General features: G+C 47.5%; 16 protein-coding genes and 1 riboswitch. Of the genes, 5 read left to right on the forward strand and 11 right to left on the reverse strand.

From position 1 onward, the window contains the following. The 6 genes from QRD89_RS17540 to QRD89_RS17565 all read right to left on the reverse strand — a co-directional run bounded on the left by QRD89_RS17540 (nucleotide 1) and on the right by QRD89_RS17565 (nucleotide 5984). Nucleotides 1–945 (reverse strand): carbohydrate kinase family protein, encoded by a 945-nt coding sequence (locus QRD89_RS17540; protein ID WP_026577815.1) that lies wholly within the window; start codon nucleotides 943–945, stop codon nucleotides 1–3. 157 nt (nucleotides 946–1102) lie between these two features. Next, nucleotides 1103–1597, reverse strand: a complete 495-nt coding sequence (locus tag QRD89_RS17545) for a PTS sugar transporter subunit IIA (RefSeq protein ID WP_026577814.1) — start codon at nucleotides 1595–1597, stop codon at nucleotides 1103–1105. Between the two features lie 167 nt (nucleotides 1598–1764). Beyond that, nucleotides 1765–2937, reverse strand: a complete 1173-nt coding sequence (gene megL / locus QRD89_RS17550) for a methionine gamma-lyase (protein ID WP_286095910.1) — start codon at nucleotides 2935–2937, stop codon at nucleotides 1765–1767. 74 nt (nucleotides 2938–3011) lie between these two features. Then, nucleotides 3012–4202, reverse strand: a complete 1191-nt coding sequence (locus QRD89_RS17555; protein ID WP_286095911.1) for an MFS transporter — start codon at nucleotides 4200–4202, stop codon at nucleotides 3012–3014. After that, nucleotides 4202–4633 (reverse strand): MarR family winged helix-turn-helix transcriptional regulator, encoded by a 432-nt coding sequence (locus tag QRD89_RS17560; protein ID WP_286095912.1) that lies wholly within the window; start codon nucleotides 4631–4633, stop codon nucleotides 4202–4204. Before QRD89_RS17560 ends, QRD89_RS17555 begins: the two co-directional genes overlap by 1 nt. A 94-nt stretch (nucleotides 4634–4727) precedes the next feature. After that, nucleotides 4728–5984, reverse strand: a complete 1257-nt coding sequence (locus QRD89_RS17565; RefSeq protein WP_286095913.1) for an EAL and HDOD domain-containing protein — start codon at nucleotides 5982–5984, stop codon at nucleotides 4728–4730. Between the two features lie 142 nt (nucleotides 5985–6126). On the opposite strand from QRD89_RS17565, the gene QRD89_RS17570 reads away from it, so the two are divergent. Both QRD89_RS17570 and rarD read left to right on the forward strand, forming a co-directional pair. Continuing rightward, nucleotides 6127–7713, forward strand: coding sequence for an FAD-dependent oxidoreductase (locus tag QRD89_RS17570; RefSeq protein WP_286095914.1), 1587 nt, complete (start codon nucleotides 6127–6129; stop codon nucleotides 7711–7713). Between the two features lie 145 nt (nucleotides 7714–7858). Then, nucleotides 7859–8764 (forward strand): EamA family transporter RarD, encoded by a 906-nt coding sequence (gene rarD / locus QRD89_RS17575; RefSeq protein WP_026577810.1) that lies wholly within the window; start codon nucleotides 7859–7861, stop codon nucleotides 8762–8764. 63 nt (nucleotides 8765–8827) lie between these two features. On the opposite strand, the gene QRD89_RS17580 is transcribed toward rarD, so the two are convergent. Then, on the reverse strand, nucleotides 8828–9793 hold the full coding sequence (locus QRD89_RS17580; RefSeq protein WP_008633702.1) for an NAD(P)/FAD-dependent oxidoreductase: 966 nt from the start codon (nucleotides 9791–9793) through the stop codon (nucleotides 8828–8830). A gap of 125 nt (nucleotides 9794–9918) precedes the next feature. After that, the gene (locus QRD89_RS17585; RefSeq protein ID WP_286095915.1) at nucleotides 9919–13044 is read right to left on the reverse strand and encodes an efflux RND transporter permease subunit; all 3126 of its coding nucleotides are present in this window, start codon (nucleotides 13042–13044) and stop codon (nucleotides 9919–9921) included. Nucleotides 13045–13164: 120 nt separating this feature from the next. Here QRD89_RS17585 and QRD89_RS17590 point away from each other — a divergent pair, with 120 nt between their 5' ends. Beyond that, nucleotides 13165–14010: a TetR/AcrR family transcriptional regulator gene (locus QRD89_RS17590; RefSeq protein WP_286095916.1), complete on the forward strand. Its 846-nt coding sequence runs from the start codon at nucleotides 13165–13167 to the stop codon at nucleotides 14008–14010. Nucleotides 14011–14294: 284 nt separating this feature from the next. On the opposite strand, the gene QRD89_RS17595 is transcribed toward QRD89_RS17590, so the two are convergent. From QRD89_RS17595 to QRD89_RS17605, 3 genes are all read right to left on the reverse strand, one after another. Continuing rightward, nucleotides 14295–14747: a hypothetical protein gene (locus QRD89_RS17595; RefSeq protein WP_008633705.1), complete on the reverse strand. Its 453-nt coding sequence runs from the start codon at nucleotides 14745–14747 to the stop codon at nucleotides 14295–14297. A 30-nt stretch (nucleotides 14748–14777) separates the two neighbouring features. Beyond that, a complete protein-coding gene (locus tag QRD89_RS17600; RefSeq protein ID WP_286095917.1) occupies nucleotides 14778–16004 on the reverse strand; it encodes an NAD(P)/FAD-dependent oxidoreductase in 1227 nt (408 codons plus the stop codon). 87 nt (nucleotides 16005–16091) lie between these two features. Continuing rightward, on the reverse strand, nucleotides 16092–16289 hold the full coding sequence (locus QRD89_RS17605; RefSeq protein WP_026577807.1) for a DUF2188 domain-containing protein: 198 nt from the start codon (nucleotides 16287–16289) through the stop codon (nucleotides 16092–16094). 147 nt (nucleotides 16290–16436) lie between these two features. Continuing rightward, nucleotides 16437–16546: riboswitch (SAM riboswitch) on the forward strand. Nucleotides 16547–16660: 114 nt separating this feature from the next. On the opposite strand from QRD89_RS17605, the gene QRD89_RS17610 reads away from it, so the two are divergent. Both QRD89_RS17610 and metX read left to right on the forward strand, forming a co-directional pair. Further along, complete coding sequence (locus QRD89_RS17610) at nucleotides 16661–18334, forward strand: O-acetylhomoserine aminocarboxypropyltransferase/cysteine synthase family protein (protein WP_008633709.1); 1674 nt, start codon at nucleotides 16661–16663, stop codon at nucleotides 18332–18334. Nucleotides 18335–18365: 31 nt separating this feature from the next. Next, nucleotides 18366–19421 carry a homoserine O-acetyltransferase MetX gene (metX, locus tag QRD89_RS17615; RefSeq protein WP_008633710.1) on the forward strand — a complete coding sequence of 352 codons (1056 nt, stop codon included), beginning with the start codon at nucleotides 18366–18368 and terminating at the stop codon, nucleotides 19419–19421. Nucleotides 19422–19460 lie beyond the last annotated feature (39 nt).

The following is a 19460-nucleotide window of genomic DNA, read 5'->3' on the forward strand; positions in this document are numbered from 1 at the left end:
TTATTTCAAATATCCTTCGACCTCATCCAAGGTCGGTAATGCCGTCATTGCCCCTTTGGTCGCGGCCGCAAGCGCACCCGATACACTTGCAAAACGAGTAATCGATTCCATGTCTTCCATAGATAACTCGTCAACAGCTTGATTACGCTCGCTTAATTGATAAAGGATCCCTGAAACAAAGGCATCCCCCGCTCCTGTGGTGTCGACAGCTTTTACTTTCATAGCCGGAACGTGGACATGACCGGAATTTGTAAACAGATGACTTCCTTCCCCGCCCATCGTTACGTAAAGCAATGGAATGTCATACGATGCAAGTGCTCTTACACCTTTATCTATTTCCTGTTCCCCTGTAAGAAATTCCAATTCTTCTTCTGAGATTTTCACAACATCCGCCTCTCCGAGCATAGAAAGAATTGTTTCTTTCGCCTGCTCTCCGGAAGGCCACAACCCGAGTCGGAGGTTAGGATCATAAGAAACAATCATCCCTTCTTCTCGGGCACGCGCAACCGCCTTCTTGGTAGCAGACTTCGAAGGCTCATTGATCATGGAAATCGAACCGAAGTGGAATAAGTTATGAGCTCGGAATAAATCATCATCAATCTCTTCTTCCTCAAGAAAACGATCGGCACTTGGATCGATGTAGAAATCAAAGCTTCGTTCTCCGTCTTCCCCAAGCGTAACGAATACGACACCGGTCCTCGTGTCCTGCGTTAAGTACATGTGGTCCGTATGTACACCATAGCTGCCCAGTGTCTCTTTCAAAAAGCGTCCGAGTACGTCGTCTCCTACTTTACCGAGGAACGTAGATTTTGCTCCAAGCCGTGCAAGACCGACGGCTACGTTAGCAGGTGCCCCGCCGGGACTTTTTTGAAAATTTATGTTCTGATCATCCAAAGGGATAAAATCGATCAGGGCTTCTCCTAAACTGATGATACCTTTCTTCATATCACTCATCCTCTCTTTACAATTGGCCGTTCCCTTACCATTGGGACAAACTCTGTTTTCATTATACGTCGTTCCCGGTAACGTTTCCAATCCTAATCTAAGAAAGTTTCCGATCTAAAAAAAAGCCCTTGAAATACCTCATCAAGGGCTTGTCCTTTTATTTTGTCTGGAGTGTGGCAACGGTCGTCTGACCTGCGCTTGCACCGTCGGAATAAGCAGGGTCGAATTGATCGACGATATCATCATAGTTCGTGATGACCACTGGTGTAATCGTGCTTTTCGCTTTCTCTTTCACTAATTCAACATCGAACGTGATCAAATGATCTCCGACATCCACGTGATCGCCGGTTTTCACATGTCCTTCAAACCCCTCTCCTTCCATGGATACGGTTTCAAGACCGATATGGACAAGAACTTCCACACCGGATTTCGTTTTAATTCCGATTGCGTGGTTCGTCGGGAACAGCTGGACAATTTCTCCGGAAACGGGTGCCACGACCTTTCCGTCGCTGGGCTCGACAGCGATTCCGTCCCCCATCATCCGCTGACTGAATACAGGGTCGTCCACTTCGTCCAGAGGTACAACCTTACCATTTACAGGTGCTACGATTTGCTCTTCTACACTCTTCTTACCAAATAGTTTCTTAAACATACTGCATCGTCCCTTTCTGCTTATCATTTGTATTTAGAGGGTATTGCTGTCCGTTTCCTTCCTCACATTATCCATGTGGTTCTTTTCCCTTCAAAAAATAAGGTAAACGCGGAACCTTTGTCCATTTAAAGAAGAAGCCGGTTCAAATTGCTCCGGCTTCTTCCCGCTCACACGGATAATGCTTGATATATATCATGCCAAATATCATCAGCTGCTTCAAGTCCTACGGACAGGCGGATCAGCGAATCGGTAATCCCCATTTCTTCCCTTTTGTGTGCCGGTACGACTGCATGGGTCATCGAGGCGGGGTGCTGAATAAGCGTCTCCGCATCCCCAAGGCTGACGGCAATCCGAATAAACGATAATCTGTCAATGAAGTTCTGCGCCTCACGCTTGCCTCCACTCAGTTCAAAAGCAACGACTCCACCGCCATTTCTCATCTGCCGGCCGGCCGGGCTGTCTATCTCCCTTACTCCAGGATAATAGACACGCTCTACTCTCGGGTGAGAAGCCAGCTTATCAGCAATCACTTGTGCATTCGAACTGTGGCGATCCATACGGACATGGAGCGTTTTTAATCCTCTCAAAAGCAGCCAGGCATCAAAAGGAGACAATACTCCACCTATGTCCTTCTGTTCCGACATTCGAAGACGGTTCATGAATTCTTCATCGCCGACCACAAGACCTGCAATAACATCTCCGTGTCCGCTGATATATTTCGTCGCACTATGGATAACAATATCGCACCCTTTTTCCAATGGGCGCTGGAGATAAGGGGTGCAGAATGTATTGTCCACCACGACCGGAACACCATATTCCTTAGCTGCTTTTGCGACTATCTCAAGATCAATCACCCGCATTGTAGGATTAATCGGCGTTTCAATGAAGACACACGTCGTCCTATCCGTTATTTGCTCCCGCACTTCCTCTTCTGTCCTCATATGACTGAAACTGTGTGTAATGTCATACTTCTCCTCCATCATGGTAAGGAGCCCGAATGTACATCCGTACAACCCGTTGGAACACAGGATATGATCCCCCGTTTTCGTCAGGGCGATCAACACAGCGGAAACAGCTGCCATTCCCGATGCAAAAGCAAGCCCTTTCTCCCCGCCTTCCAACACAGCGATTCTATCTTCCAACGCCCGCACGGTCGGGTTTCCGAGGCGCGTATATATATACCCTTCCTCTTCCCCGGCAAATCGGCGCTCCCCCTCCGCAGCCGATGAGAACGAAAAAGTGGACGTTTGAAAAATCGGTGCTGCTAAACTTCCTTCGTAGTTTCTTTCCGGACCACCATGGATCATCTCTGTCTCTATCTGTTTTTTCTCCCTTTTCATACCTATCTCTCCCACCTATATATTGTAAGCGTTTACAATAATCTTAACAAAAGAAGGAGGGAAAGACCTCCTTCTTAACTACTATATTCTATGCGGGGGCTCGCCTTCTGTTTCCTTCTTCCATGGAGAACCATATAAATGATGATCCCGGCAAAAACAAGGAAGGAACTATTAAAATACAGAGAAGAAAAGCCGATTCCTGATGCCACTGCTCCTACTACGTAAGAGCCGACACCCATTCCCGTATCGAAGATTGCGAAGAAAGTAGCTGTCGCGGCACCGGGGCGCTCCGGCACTTTTTTCAATGCAATCGTTTGAAAGCTCGGGACGATGGTTCCCCAGCCTAAGCCGATCAAACCGCCGGAGATGAGCAGCAGCAAGCCGCTGTCTGCGATGCTCAATAGAATCATTCCGATTCCAAAAACGGCAATCGCAGGAATGACGATGACGTTCTCTCCGTGCTGATCAAACCATTTGCCTGTAAATGGACGAGAAAGGAGGAGCACGACCGCATATACGACAAAGAAGAATGTTGCATATGTTTCCAGTCCCAGCCCCTTCGCATACACGGATACAAACGACAGCACCCCGGAGTACGCGAGCGCCATCACTGCTCCCGTCAGCGCAATCGGGATGACCGTTACTTCAAAGAGGCCTGACACTTTCGGAACGAAGCTACGCTGCATCGATCCACTACGTTCCTCCGATATCGTAATAAACAGAGCCGTCACCAAAGCAGCAAAGGCGAAGACAAGGCACGTCAGGAACATGAAACGAAACCCCGTATTCTTAACAAGGAACAGTCCAAGGAAAGGTCCGATGACCATGGCAATATTCATAGACATGGCAAAGTATCCCATCCCCTCGCCTTTCCTCTGAACTGGAATAACATCTGCCGCCATCGCGCCCAGAACCGTCGTCCCCATACCAAATCCGATTCCTTGAAGAAAACGAATAGCGAGTACAGCCGTAAAGGCGTCCGTCAACAGGTACAAAACTGCACTGACTCCAAAAATGGAGAGCGCGGTCAGAGCAATGCGGCGCCTTCCAATCGTCTCCACCCAATGTCCCGTCAATGGACGGATGAGAATGGCAGCGATAAGAAAGATCGTAATGACAAGTCCAGCTTCCCCCTCCCCGACGTGAAGACCGTCCATTGCATACAACGGCATCGTAACGAACATTAAGTAAAAGACGAGAAATAAGAAAAAGTTACTGGCGCATACCGTCAAAAAATTCTTCGTCCATAGTGGTTCCTTTTCCATCAATTTGACTTCCTTCTTTCCTTCGAAATTATATCCGATAAATGCTTGATTAAAGACTCCAGATCCCGTTCATTATCCGCACCCAGTTCCTTCAGAAGCCTTTCTTCTGAATCTTGGATGGCTTGCTGCCATCTCGGGAATGCTTTTGTGCCAGCCTCGGTAAGAGTGATGTCATTTGTTCGTTGATCTTCGCTGGGACCTTTGGATACGTATCCCAAACTCTCTAATTTAACGATGACCCTCGACAAAGGAGGCGCTTCGATATTAAGCCGCTCTCTCAATAAGGACTGCGTCATCACTCCTCCATTGGAATACAGTTGGAACAGGACAGCCCAATGGGACATGTAGATTTCTTCCTCCTTGAGCGCTTCATTCAAATATTGATTCACATTACGGGATAATTGCTGAATGTGGTGAAAGATGAGTGACACTATACTCCTCCTTTCTTTACCTAGGTAACGGTTGTCGTAAAAAAATACTCTCTAAACACATAAAGAGTATTTTAACATGATGTTCCAGGTCTGTCTATTCTGTTATTTTTTCCATAAAGTTCTCTTGAAACAGCTCTTCCGTCCAAGAGACAGCCTGGGCGTATATTTCAAACACCGTAGACACGTTCAAAGGCATCCCGCCTAACGACTCTCCCAGCTTCTGAAAATCTGCCGTCTCCAAATGGACGGCTAATTCAAGGATTTTCCGGAAACGGTTTTCACCGCCTTGAAGAGCTGCTAAGATATCTGCCTCCAGCGGCAGGATGCTTACTGCTTCCGCCAATGGGCGCTGAGTGATGACATCAATAAGAGAAAGAAATCCCGTTAGGAAATGTCCGTCTGCCATATCTCCTTCTCCTGAAGCCAAAGCCAGTTGTTCACACACCTTTGCCCTGGTCAGACTCGTTTTCATAACCAATTGCTCCCGAGGGTGCGTGGGAGGAGCAGCATTCTCTACTGTCAAGACGTACATCCACTTTTTCAGCGTCTCGGTGCCCAGCAGCATGACTGCCTGCTTGATGGAGCGAATGGAATACTTCGGCTTATAAAGGGAAGAATTGATCAAGCGGAGCAGTTTATAGGTTAATGCGAGGTCCTGCTCCAATATGGATGTCACCTTATCGACATCGACTGACTCCTCCAGAACAGACAATTCACGAATTAACCGCAGATACGTAATGTTCAGCGGCATAATAGAAGACGCTTGGACGATAACAGGCTTGCTGTAATAAAATCCTTGAAACAATCGGAAGCCTTCCTTCATACAACGCTGGTGTTCTTCCAATGTCTCCACCTTCTCTGCAAGAAGAGTCAAAGAGAAATCTTCCGCCAGCTGGATGATCTTCCTACGATTTTCATCAGAAACCGCTCGTACGTCCACTTTTAGAATATCAACATAATGCAGAAGTTCCATCAAGGCCGGCCTGTTAATATCGATCATGTCATCCAGGGCTATTAAGTACCCTTTCTGCTTCAAGTCCCTGCACACCCGGATCAAATCCAGACTTAAAGAGACGTTCTCGAGAATCTCGATGACCAGCTGATCCGGACGGAAATATTCCGGTACTTTCTCCAGCAATAAGTCTTCCGTAAAGTTAATGAAACATGGTTTGTTCCTGGAAAGGCGCTCCAAACCGATTGTAATAAACCCGTTCATCAACACCTCAGACGTCGCCTTGTTCGGATCTACCGGCACAAAACGATTCTCTTCACTATTTCTATATAACAATTCATAACCGAACACTTCATCGGCAACCGTTAAAATCGGCTGTCTCGCCACAAACACATACATTTTCCAACCTCCCTCCAACGCACGCATACACTTCCTCAATTATACTACAAACCCATTTACTTGTTAATTTTGGAGAGGATATACATGAAACGGTAAAGAAAGGAAATAATGAAGATAAAGAAACGTTCATAGGAGGAAAAGCATGGGACATCACGAGAAATGGACACAACCAGAGCCGATGTGGCGCGAAAATTTACGCCTGCCTGCTTTCGAAGCACTCAAAGAAAATAAACAAACAGAAGTCACAGTCGTCGGCGGTGGCATCACAGGAATTACAACCGCTTATCTGCTTGCAAAAGAAGGCAGACAGGTAACCCTGATTGAATCAGATGTACTGTTGAATGGGACCAGCGGCCATACGACTGCTAAAGTAACGGCCCAGCACGGGCTGATCTACAATGAATTGTTAAAACACTTCGGGGAAGAATCGGCTGCCTTATACTATCAGGCTCAGATGGATGCACTCCAAACCATGGAGAATCTTATTACCAAACACAAGATTGACTGTGAATGGGAGAAAGAAGATGCATTTCTATTCTCCACTACGAAGCAGGGAGCTCATAAGCTCGAACAAGAATACGAGGCCTATCAAAAACTGAAAATTGAAGGTGCGATCGGAGACGAGGTCCCTTTTGACAGTGATGCCAACCGGACGCTCCTCATGACAAACCAGGCGCGATTTCATCCAGTGAAGTATTTGAAAGGACTTGTCGACGAATTTATCCGTCTTGGCGGCGAAGTCTGCGAACACACAAAGGCCGTGGACGTGAAAGAAGCCGAAAGAGTTCATGTACGCACCGGGGAAGGGTTCACACTTACAAGCGACTACGTCATCTCCTGCAGCCACTTCCCTTTCTATGACGGAAAGGGCCTCTACTTCAGCCGCATGTATGCAGAACGCTCTTATGTCATAGCTATTGAGCCGGAAAAGGCCGTACCACCAGGGATGTACATCTCTATTGATGAACCTAAACGCTCGATAAGAACAGCCGACTACAACGGAACTTCTGTACTGCTGATCGGAGGCGAAAGCCACAAAACAGGCCAGGGTGTCGATACTTCCTTTCACTACCGAGCCTTGGAAGAATTCGCCTCCGAGACATTCGGCATAAAACAGAAGCTGTTTCAGTGGTCTGCGCAAGACTTGACGACGCTTGATAAAGTACCTTATATCGGACCAATAACAAGGAACAATCATCGGGTTTTGATCGCTTCCGGCTTCCGCAAATGGGGCATGACGAACGGAACACTCGCAGCCATGCTGCTTCGTGATTATGTTATGAGAGAGCAGTCCCTCTATCACGAATTATTCAAGCCGGCCCGTTTCAAAGCAGATCCAAGCATGAAAAACTTCCTGTCCCAAAATTTTGATGTCGCCAGTCACTTAATCGAAGGAAAACTGGAACTTGTCGCTGACCGTCCGGAAACATTGGATAAGGGCGAAGGGATGGTTGTCCAATGGAAAGGAGAGCGCGCCGGCGCCTTTAGAGATGAAGAAGGGAAGCTTCATGTTTTGGATACAACCTGTACCCATCTAGGCTGCGAAGTGGAGTGGAACAATGCTGAACGCACCTGGGACTGTCCATGCCATGGATCGCGTTTCGCTTTTGACGGGTCTGTGATGGAAGGACCTGCCGACCGTCCGCTTATGAAGCTTGCTGTAGAAGACGAAAAAGATATTCCTGTTCAACTAGAAGAGGATTCGAATGGAAATCAAGATCAAATCTGATTGGAATAAAACCAGACACCACTTCCTCAGGTGTCTGGTTTTATTATCTTTCCTGCGTCTTTTTCCCTGCTGTCCTTTCCAGGAATCGGTGCTATAATGATTCGTATGAAAAATTTTAAGAGCCACACAGAAAGGACTTCTTCACATGGACAAAGAACAAAAAGCAGGCATCCTTCTCACTGCCGGTTCCTACATATGCTGGGGATTCCTCCCTATTTACTGGAAGTTGATTCAGCACATCCCAGCCTTTGAAATTCTCGCCCACCGGATCGTCTGGTCCTTCGTGTTCATGGGAATCGTGATTTTGGCTACTCGTAATTATCATGCATTTCTAAAACAGGCTCGATTGATTCTAAAAGATAAAAAACAGATCATCGGAATTGTATTTGCTTCGATCACCATCAGCATTAACTGGGTTGTTTACATACTGGCTGTCAATACAGGGCATGTGGTAGAGGCAAGTCTCGGCTACTACATTAATCCCCTGGTGAGCATCCTGCTCGGAATGATTATTCTTAAAGAGACATTTTCAAAAGCACAGTGGACCGCCTTCCTTCTTGCAGGTCTGGGCGTCCTCTACATGACATTCCATTTCGGTTCCATTCCATGGCTCGCCCTGCTGCTCGCATTCAGCTTCGGTGCGTATGGACTACTGAAGAAGCTCGTCCCGCTCCACGCTATGTTCGGACTTGCATTAGAAACCATGATTGTAACTCCTGTGGCCGTTGCCTTTCTTCTTCAACGACAATATGGACAATGGGAAGAAATCACTGTGTTTTCATCAACAACTCTTCTCGTACTTGGTTCCGGTATTGTCACAGCCATCCCGCTGCTCTTATTCGGGGCAGGAGCGAAGCGAATCCCCTTGTCCATGGTCGGCTTCCTGCAGTACTTCGCTCCGACTATCATGCTTTTGATCGGCGTCTTCCTCTATGAAGAACCGTTCACATCCGTACACGCTGTATCCTTCAGTCTGATATGGGCAGGACTCGCCGTCTATACATTCAGCCGGATGAAGCGTCTGCAGAAATATTATAGAAAAGCGAGCTGATCCTTTACCGCCTCGCTCTTTAATCAAAAAAGCTCTCTGCGCACAGAGAGCTTTTTTACGTTATTACCAGCTTAGAAAAGCCGCAGCGTCTTTGCCGGATAGATAGGCACTTTCGAGTCTGGTCCTCCCCGCCTGATCATTCGGGCGAAGGAAAGCATCCCCGGCTGCGACGAGGCGACCGTCTCCCGACAAATCGAGATAGGATTGTTGGACGACCTTCTTCGCCTGCGCATACCGCCAACGCTTCAGCTGCTCCGACTCTAAATGACTCCAGTCGAGGTAAGTATCGACCTTGTCCTTAATCAGGGAAAGTACATAATCTTCCCCATAATGCTTTCTGGACCAATCCCCCTGCATATAAACACTGACAACAGGATCTTCAGATATTCCTTTTTTCTGATGGTCAACCACCCGTTCCACGCCCTCCGGGAGATCCTTATCCAGATGACCTCCATCCGGAAGACCCGTCGCTTCATTGAAATGATAAATCCCGACATAAGTAGGCTCAAACAAGATATCCTTCAGCTGTTTCCAAGAAGAAGGATCCATATCAAGATTACTGTTTCGTATCAACTCCACAACCTGCGGAGCCGGCATTGTGAACAGAACTTTGTCGGACTGCCATTCTGCGCCATCTTCCCCAAACAAACGATAGCCGCCGTCTATTTCCATCAGCTTGACGACCTTCGTATGTAAGGAAGTACGGATATTTTGGGCGAGCTGTTTGGCTAACCCGTTCATTCCATCGACTGCTGTGTAGCGAGGATAGTCCTCCCCGAACCAACGTTTCACCCACCCCTCATCGAGCCACTCCTGCGTTTCCTCCTCCAGCTCTTCGGTCCTCACTGTGAAGAACTGGGCGCCGTGATCCGCCTTCCCCTGAGCGACACGACGGGTAGCGAGACGTCCGCCGACACTTCTTCCTTTATCTACAAGAACGAAATTATCCCGGCCTTGTTTTTTAAACCTTCTGGCTGCCGTAATACCAGCAAGCCCTGCACCGACGATCGTAATCTCATAGTGATCCAATTAAGCCACCTCCATATTCCTTTTCGTAGAATGCTCTTTCATGAAAAAAGAACACCCCCGGACAATCCAAGGATGTTCTTATTTTACCACTTACTATTCAACAAGGGACATAGTACGGAAGTCGCCTACTCTTCTACTGTTACCCGCTTTTTCTTGCGGAATTTAGACAAAATCTCATAAACCAACGGAACAATCAACAGTGTCAGCAGCGTCGAGCTTGCCAGACCTCCGATTACCGTCACACCCAGCCCTTTACTGATGATCGAACCGCCTTCAAAACCAAGCGCAAGCGGAAGCAGCGCGCCGATCGTGGCTAATGCCGTCATCAGAATCGGACGGAGTCTTGTCACACCTGCATCAATCAAGGCTTCGCGTGTCGTAAATCCTTCTTTCTCTTTATGGATGACACGGTCAATTAGTACAATTGCGTTCGTTACTACGATACCAATCAGCATGAGTGCTCCAATCATAGCGGAAATACTCAAGGTTTCTCCGCTGATAAGCAGCCCAAGCACCGCTCCAATGATGGTGAATGGCAGCGAGAACAAAATGGCAAGCGGCGCAAGTCCTCCACCAAAGAAGATGACCAGAATCAAATAGACGATTGCAATGGCAGCAAGCATGGCCAATCCTAGTTGGGAGAAGGAATCAGCAATGTCTTCGGCTACTCCGCCCTGGGTGATTTCTACGCCGGACGGTGTATCGATATCCTGTGCTTTGTCATAAACGTCACCCGAAACGGCTCCGACGTCGTCTACCGTAATTTCTGCACTGACACTCGCATACACACGATTGTCTCGACGAGTAATCGTATCCGCAGTCGTTCCTTCTTCCACTTCAACCACTTCAGAAACCGGAACCGTCTGGCCTAGCGGCGTTTGAATTTCCCGCGAGGTCAAGTCTTCTATCGTTGATAATTCCGGTTCCTCCACGTTTAAGTAAACGTTCAAGTCTTCTCCATCCTGCTGCACAGTTGTCAGAACAGGTTCTTCTCTATTTTGGCTGAGTTCCATTCCTACCTGGGCAGCCGTAACGCCAAGTTCACTCAGTTTATCGTGATCCACTACGAGTGTATATTCATCGTAGGATTCTGAAAGGCTGGAGTCGACATTACGAAGGTTATCTTCTTGTGAAAGAAGATCTTCCAGCTCTGTCACAACCGGCTTGATTTCATCGATATTTTCTCCATATACCCTCAGCTCCAAGTTACTGCTTGAACCAGTACCAGAGAAGTCCTGGCTTACCCACTCTCCCTGATCTGAGTTCGCGTTTAATTCCTTAATGACCGTTTCCGTTTCTTTGTCAAAAGCTTCCGTGTCATCGTTGTATTCTACGAAGAACATCGCTTGATTCGACGCACCCGGGTTCATTGGGTTTTCTCCACCGACGGAATACTGGATTGTTTCCGCCCCATCACGGTCGAGGAAGAAGTCCTGCGCTTCATCAGCAACTGCCTCTACATCCTCTAATGTCTGACCCGGTTCCGGGTTATACGTCGCGATGACCATCTTCTGCTCCTGATCCGGAAGGAAACTCGTTCCGACAAGAGGAAGTAAGGCTATGCTCCCGACCAATACAGCAACAGCGATAATCGATGTAATGATCTTATGATTCAAAGCCTTGGTCAATATTGACTTATACCAGCGAGCGAGCCGGCCGCCGCCCTCTTCATGAGGCTGTTGCTTAATTTTATCGCTTTTCAATAACGTATGGGACAGCATCGGTACAATGGTGACAGCAACGAGTAAAGAAGCCAGCAAAGCAAATACTACTGTCAAAGCGAATGGAAGGAATATCTGTCCGACCGTTCCTTCCACAAGCCCAAGCGGCAGGAACACCGCGATGGTTACGAGCGTCGAAGAAAGAATCGGCATGAACATTTCTCTTGTCGATTCCCTGATCAGCGCTTTGCCCCGCAATGATTCTCCAGGCAGAGACATTCGCCTGTATATGTTTTCTACAACAACAATGGAATCATCGACGACACGTCCGATGGCGACCGTCATAGCTCCAAGCGTCATGATGTTCAGCGTAATATTCATTTGATTAAGGATAATGATCCCGATCAACAGGGATAGAGGGATCGAAATAATGGATATGATAGTCGTTTTAATATTTCTTAAGAACAACAGAATGACGATGACAGCGAAGATTCCACCAAACAACGCTTTATTCAGCATCGTGCTGACAGATTCTTCAATCGGTTCTCCTTGGTCGAAGGAATAAATAAACTCCACTCCGTCCAATTCCGTTTGGAGGTCTTCTGTCTCTGCTTTCACCGCATTTACGACATCAACTGTATTCGCTTCCTGCGACTTGACGATTTGAACAGCAATAGAATTTTCTCCATTGGTTCTGGAAATGGATTCCGCTTCTCCAACGACTTCAATATCAGCGATGTCTCCAAGTGCTACTGTCGGGATGGAAGAAGTCGTTTGTGCCTGACCGGTGCCTGTCGGGCTGTTCTGGCCGCCCGGGGCCTGCTGCGCTTCCCCGCCTCCAGAAGCAGGTACAGCAGGAATCTCTAATTCTTTCAATTCTTCTATATTGGCTACACTGCCATCCAGAACGACAGATTTCTGTGAATCATCAAACGTAAACAGCCCTAATGGGAAATTGACATTCGAACCTTGTATCAAGTTCTTGATCGTCTCTGAATCAAGACCGCGTTCTGCAAGCGCGTCCTCATCCAGTGTCATACGGACTTCTTTCAGCTGTTGTCCGGAAACTTGAACATCTGCAACTCCCTCCAGACCTTCAAGTGCCGGTACGACAGTGTCTTCCATTTCCTGCGTCAGTTCTTCCAAAGAGGCATCTTTATCGATGGCACTGAAGCTTACGACAGGAAAAGCATTGAAGTTCAAGCGGGACACGGACGGCTCCTGAGCATCCTCAGGCAGGGCGACATCCGCAACTGCCTCTTGCAGCTCGTCTTCCGCTTCGTCCAAGCTCTTATCAAAGCTGTACTCCAGCTGAAGTGAAGATGCATTCTGATAGGAGGTCGAACTTACCGTCTTTACACCACTCAAGTTACCGACCTGCTGCTCCAGTGGTTCTGATATTTCGGATGCCACTTCTTCGGGTGTCGCACCCGGGTAAGTAGTAGTCACTGTTATAATCGGCGGCTCTATGTTTGGAATGGTTTCCAACTTCATATTCAATCCCGCATACAGTCCGGCGGCTGTAATCAGAATTGTCATGAGCCAAACAGCGAATTTGTTATTCATCGAAAAATCGATGATTTTTTTCATAAAAGAACTCTCCCCTTCCATTTGACCGTTCAGTCACTCACCAATATAATATATATGACCGAACAGTCATGGTCAAGTGGGAAGTCCACCTTTTTTCAACGTCAAAGGAGCGAAACATATATGGAACCGAAGTCCACCTATATCATTGAACAGTCAATCAAGTTGTTTGCCAAAAAAGGGTTCAGCTCGACATCAGTACAGGAAATTGCTACACAATGCGGAATATCGAAAGGTGCATTCTACCTTCACTTCAAGTCAAAAGACGCCTTGCTGATGGACATTTTCCACTATTACTATGATCAGATTCAAGGGAAGATCGACAGCATTAATGAATTAAATTTAGATGCCCGCCAAACCTTCCTGAAACAGATGCAGGTCACCTATGAAGAGTTAGCAGCGCACAGAGATTTCATAATAATGCAGATCCGCGAGCAGGCCATTCCGTTCAATGACAATATTGAGGAGTTCATCAATAAAACACGACTTCAATCCTACCTCTTCTACCATTACCATCTAAGGAAAATCTACGGAGAAGACAAAGAGGATATCCTCTGGGAAGTCAGCCTGTTAATGCAGGGAATACTGAAGGGTTATATGGATTTAATTATTATTGAAGCAGCTGACGTAGACTATGAAGCGATTTCGCGTTCCATGTTAAGATACGCGGATTATATAGTGGAAGGGTTCGAGAAGCACAATGACCAACCAGTCATCAACGAATCCTTTATTAAGAACATTTTGCCGGATGCTTTTACAGACAATCGTAAAAAGGTCTTCCTGGAAGAATTAAAGACCAGAAAAAAAGAGGCAGATCGCGATACAGCGGATACGTTAACTGTATTGATGGAAGAGATCAAACGGGAGGAGCCACGTCCCGCCATTTTGAAAGCTCTCTCTGCCAATTTAGAACCCCTCGAGGATTATAAGGGGTTCCTGCAGGAGCTCCGCCTTTTCTACAGAATCTAAGATTACAAACCTGTGTGGAAACTGGAGAGGATAAAGATAGAACAATAATCCTCTCCGCATATGTAAAAACGTTTCTTGTTCAAACACTCTCTCGTTCATTGACTTATAGTAGGACAATCTTGGGACATGAAAATGGGCAACAGGAACAGCGGAAACAGACAGGTCCCTGATAGAGAAAAGCTACGAGGAGCACTGGACGTCCCGTGGAAAGCCCGGAGCACACCGACTCCAAAACCACTGCGGAAGCAAACCAAAGCCAGTCACAAATGTGACTGGCTTTGGTTTTATTTCTCCGCTTCCATGATTTGATCGAGCACAGGATAAGCCGCTTCAATTCCTTCTTCCGCAACAAGACAAGCTACCCCGACCGGTGTATCCCAAAACGAATCCGGGATATATGGATTCTTCAAACCTGCCGGCTGATAAAGCGCGCGATAGATCCGTTCCAAGTGCTGCCTGGTCACTGCCTCTTCCTCTTTTCTTTCGCCTCTTGCCAACAGAAAAACGTGACGCATGGATTGAAACAGATTATCTCCCGGCATGAACGTATATTCCTTAAAGAATCCAAGCTGTTTCTCCGCCTGCTCCTTTAAACCATGACTGACACATAGATCATCCAAATGTTCACGAAGGTGCCGGTAAACTTGTTGGAACACTCTCCGCTTCTCCTCCTGCATGACCTTATCTGTATAAACCTCTTGCAGCTTTGCATATGCGGTTTCTTTCGTCCATTCCATCCCCATCACCTCTCTTTATATAGTTCGCCGTCAGGGAGAGGAATCCTTGTCATATCCGAATGCTTCCGCTTCCATTTCGACAGATTGGTAAAGCAGAGGAAAGTCTCTGGTCCCTTCTCTCAAATAATCCCCCAATTTCGGCGCCACTTTGTTCCATACCATCGGGTTGGCAGCCATCGCTTGAAACAGGGCAAGTTCATTCTTCGAGAACCTTTTTAACGAGTGGATATAATCCAGCGTCAACTGAAAGCCCGGGAAGAGGTGTTTATCCCGCTTTTTCTGGAAAGCTTCCATGACCACTTCCCTGTCATCACCTGCATCGATCCGCATGCACGCATCTGCGAGCAGAAACGCCTGCATGAAAGCATCATTAATACCAAGTCCTGTACTTGGGTCTTTACTGTGACCTGCATCGCCGATCAGGGCCCATCCGTTTCCATAAGGTTTACGGAAAAAGTTAGGCACCCCTGAGGTCCCGATGATACTTCCTTGCAAACGGGCATTCTCCAACCGCTTTTCCATTCCATACAGCTGCTTGTACATACGGACAAACGCTTCGGGGGAATCTTTCATCATAGTTTTAAACTCATCCGGATGAACCTCAAGACCGATACAATCTCTTCCTTGTTCCATTGGGAACAAAAAGCCGATTCTTCCTTCATGAAGAAATATTTCCGTAGTAGGCGTTTCCAAAGGGGGAATTCCCTCAAAATATCCGTACAGCACTGGTCTGAGAGGCGGTGTATCGTGATACACTTCCGCACCTGCCTGGCGGGCGATCGTCGAATGTTTACCATCTGCTCCGACAATTAAATCACCATACACCTCTTTCTCTCTCCCTTTCCCTTTTATCCTCACCCCTACCATGCGGTCTTGATCCCACAAAACCTCCCGCACAGCTGTCTCTGAAAGAAAGGTTACTCCCTCGTACAGGAAGGTGCGTTCTATAAGAAGCATATCCAGGCGGTCACGCTTTGGTATGACCGTGTAGGCAGACCTCGGGCCATCTATGTAACTGGAACCGATATGTGTCCTCATCCGATCCACCTTCCGCAGGCCGCCAGCCAGCAATTTGTCTAAAATGCCGAGTTCTTCTAAGTAACCGGTATGCGACATATAATGAGTTGATAACGTATCACTCGGGAAAGGAGCTTTATCTATAAGAAGTACTTTTTTTCCGAGTTTTCCAAGCAGAACTGCTAAACTCGCGCCTGCCACCCGTGCACCTGCAATGACCACATCATAGCGATTGTCCATAAAGATCCCCTCTTCTTTTCTACTAATCCTGCTTCCACTCTACCAGATTCATAACATAAAAAAACTCCCGTTTCCGGGAGTCATGTATTAGTACGTGCGCTCTTCTTCTACTTCGTGATTCTGATTCATAATGGAAAGCTTGCTTGGTGAGTTTCCTTTCGCCATTTCTTCAGCCTTTTCGATGGCAGTATCACGTTCATCGTAAAGATCTGTCGGAGCCACGTCTTCGATTTTAACAAACCAGCCTGTTACGTCTTTATTTGGGACTACACTATATTCTTTCATTCTATCTTCACTCCTCTACTATTTTTGAATGTAGTAAGAGCATTCCCAGCTGGATGCATACTCAAACATCAAAGACCTCGGAGAAAGGGTTTGACATTGCACAGGCACACGTATATAATTTCAAACAAGTCAGACTAATCGAATACACTCTTATCGAGAGCGGCAGAGGGACTAGGCCCTACGACGCCCGGCAACCATCAAGCAAAGACTTGAAAAGGTGCTAAATCCTACAGATCCGGTGATCTGAAAGATAAGGGGAGGTAATCCGTACATACAGCCCTCTTCTTTCTTACAGAAGAGGGCTTTTCGTTTGCCTTCCGCCACCAAGGTAGAGGTTCCTAGGAACAACAATCCAAGGAGGAGAATGATTGATGACTTTCCCTAACCACCCGTACGGTCCAGAGACTTTGTTGTTACACGGCGGACAGGAGCCAGACCCGGCTACCGGTTCCCGCGCAGTGCCGATTTATCAAACGACCTCTTATGTCTTCCGAGACACAGACCACGCTCAGAACCTGTTCGCCCTTGCAGAACCGGGAAACATTTATACGCGGATCATGAACCCGACCGTGGATGCTTTCGAGCAGCGGATGGCTTTATTGGAAGACGGAGCCGCAGCTGTAGCTACTTCTTCCGGAATGTCAGCGATCACACTCGCCATTTTGAATATTGCAGGGGCCGGAGATGAAATCGTGGCTTCCTCCAACCTTTACGGCGGCACATACAACCTCTTCGTCCATACCCTTCCGAGGTATGGAATCCATGTTCGTTTCATTGAAGGCAGCAGCCATGACGACTTCCAAGCAGCCATTACCTCAAATACAAAGGCTATTTTCGCGGAAACGATTGGAAATCCGAGTCTGGATGTTCTCGATATCGAGAAAGTGGCAGCTGTAGCCCACAGTCATCACATCCCACTTATTATCGATAACACCTTTGCCACCCCTTATGTATGCCAACCTTTCGCATGGGGCGCGGATATCGTCGTCCACTCCGCTACGAAATGGATCGGGGGACACGGCACGACGATTGGCGGTGTCGTCATTGACAGCGGCCGTTTTAACTGGGACCACGAGAAGTTCCCTGGATTTACAACTCCGGATGAGAGCTACAATGGAATCCGCTACGCCGATCTCGGTCCCGCAGCCTACGCGGTTAAACTCCGCGTCCAACTTCTCCGGGATATCGGGGCATGCCTAAGCCCGCAAAATGCTTTCCTGTTGCTGCAAGGGTTGGAGACGCTGCATCTCCGAATTAAAAAGCATGCGGATCAGGCACTCGAGATTGCCAGGTATTTAGAAAAACATGAAGGAGTCGAGTGGGTGCGTTATCCGGGATTACCCGATCATCCTACCCACCCCCTTGCTGAGAAGTACTTCCATTACGGCCACGGCTCCATCGTCGTTTTTGGTATTTCAGGCGGCAGGGAAGCTGGTCGTACACTGATAGACAACATCGGATTGTGGTCCCATGTAGCTAACGTCGGCGATGCAAAATCGTTAATTATTCATCCCGCATCCACCACACACCAACAGTTGAACGAGCATGACCTGAAGAAATCGGGCGTCACCGAGGAGCTCGTGCGTCTGTCTGTAGGCCTGGAGTCGGTTGATGACTTGATTGATGAATTGGATGCTGCCATCCGCCAAGCTACAGGTGCTGGGTCGGCAAGTAAAAACAGGAACCATCCAGCACTGCCGATTCTACAATCATCCTTGGATCGTTCAGAAGGCCAACTGAGGAAAAGGACGATCGGGTTTACCACAAGTCCTTCTCCGGAGGATGTAAACAGACTTGCTCAACTCGGCTATACGATTGTGGATCTATCCTCAGAAGAAGAGGCACCTACTTATGTGGATATCCTTCATTTTGACCGGTTGAACACAGATGAACCGATTATCGAGCAGCAGCCGCACGGAATTTTGTGGATTAATGAGGCAATAGCGGAGGATGAGGAAACCACGATTTCCGGTATACGAATATATGACGCTGTCGTAGCGGTTCGTACAGGAAAAAGCATCTCCTCCTCTCTACAATCGGTCTAATCGAAAGCATTACGGAAAGGAGAATTCGTTCATGTCATTGAAAAACCCAGTCAGCCAGGAAACAGAAAGTCCAGTCCTTTCCATTGGTCCTTTGGAATTAGAGTCAGGAGATCGGCTGACTGATGTAGAACTCGCTTACGAGCGTTATGGTAAAGCGGATGCTCCTGTCATTTTAGTCTGCCATGCGTTGACGGGAAACCAATTGGCAGTCGGATCAAAGGAAGAACCTGGCTGGTGGGCTGGCTTGATCGGAGACGACTGTCCCATCGATACGAAACACTATCAAGTCATTACCTTCAACGTGCTCGGCGGATGTCACGGTTCTACAGGACCCGCGAGCATAAACCCTGACACCGGTAAGGAATACAAACAAACATTCCCACCTGTTACCATCCGGGACATGGTTAACGCCCAATTTGAAGCGCTTAGAAGACTGGGTATTCAGCAGTTAGAGGCAGTCGTCGGGGGATCACTGGGCGGTATGCAGGCATATGAATGGGGTCTGCTGTACCCGACCTTTATGAAGAAGCTGTTTATTCTCGCAGCCACTCCTTATTTGAGCGATTACGGGATTGCCTTCAACCACATAGGATCAAAAGCCATATGCTCCGATCCCGCATTCAATGGAGGAAATTACGAATCCAATACAGCTCTGCAGGGTTTTGAAATAGCCCGCATGACCGGAATGGTCACATACCGCAGTGGTACACTTTTTCAGCAGCGGTTCGACCGATCACAGGCCAAAGAAGATCGTTATGATATCCAGTCCTACCTCGATCATCAGGGAGCCAAGATCAAAGAACGTTTCGATGCCAACAGCTATTTATACTTGCTTGAAGCTATGAATAACCATGATATTGGAAAAAAACGAGGAGGATGGGAAGCAGCAGCCGCCCTTTATGAAGCACCTATTTATACCATCAGTTTCGAACATGACCTCCTTTATCCGGAAAGTTTAATCGCCCGCTTCTCTGCTCTCGCACCCCAAGCGGAGCATTATCATGTGACGACTGATTTCGGCCATGATGGGTTTTTAGTCGAGTTCGAACGATGGGGGCAATGGATTAAAGAAAAATTAGACACATAAGAAAGAGGCCGGATGTTTTCACATCCGGCCTCTTCCGCT

This window comes from Halobacillus sp. ACCC02827, from assembly GCF_030291935.1.
Classification (GTDB): domain Bacteria; phylum Bacillota; class Bacilli; order Bacillales; family Halobacillaceae; genus Halobacillus.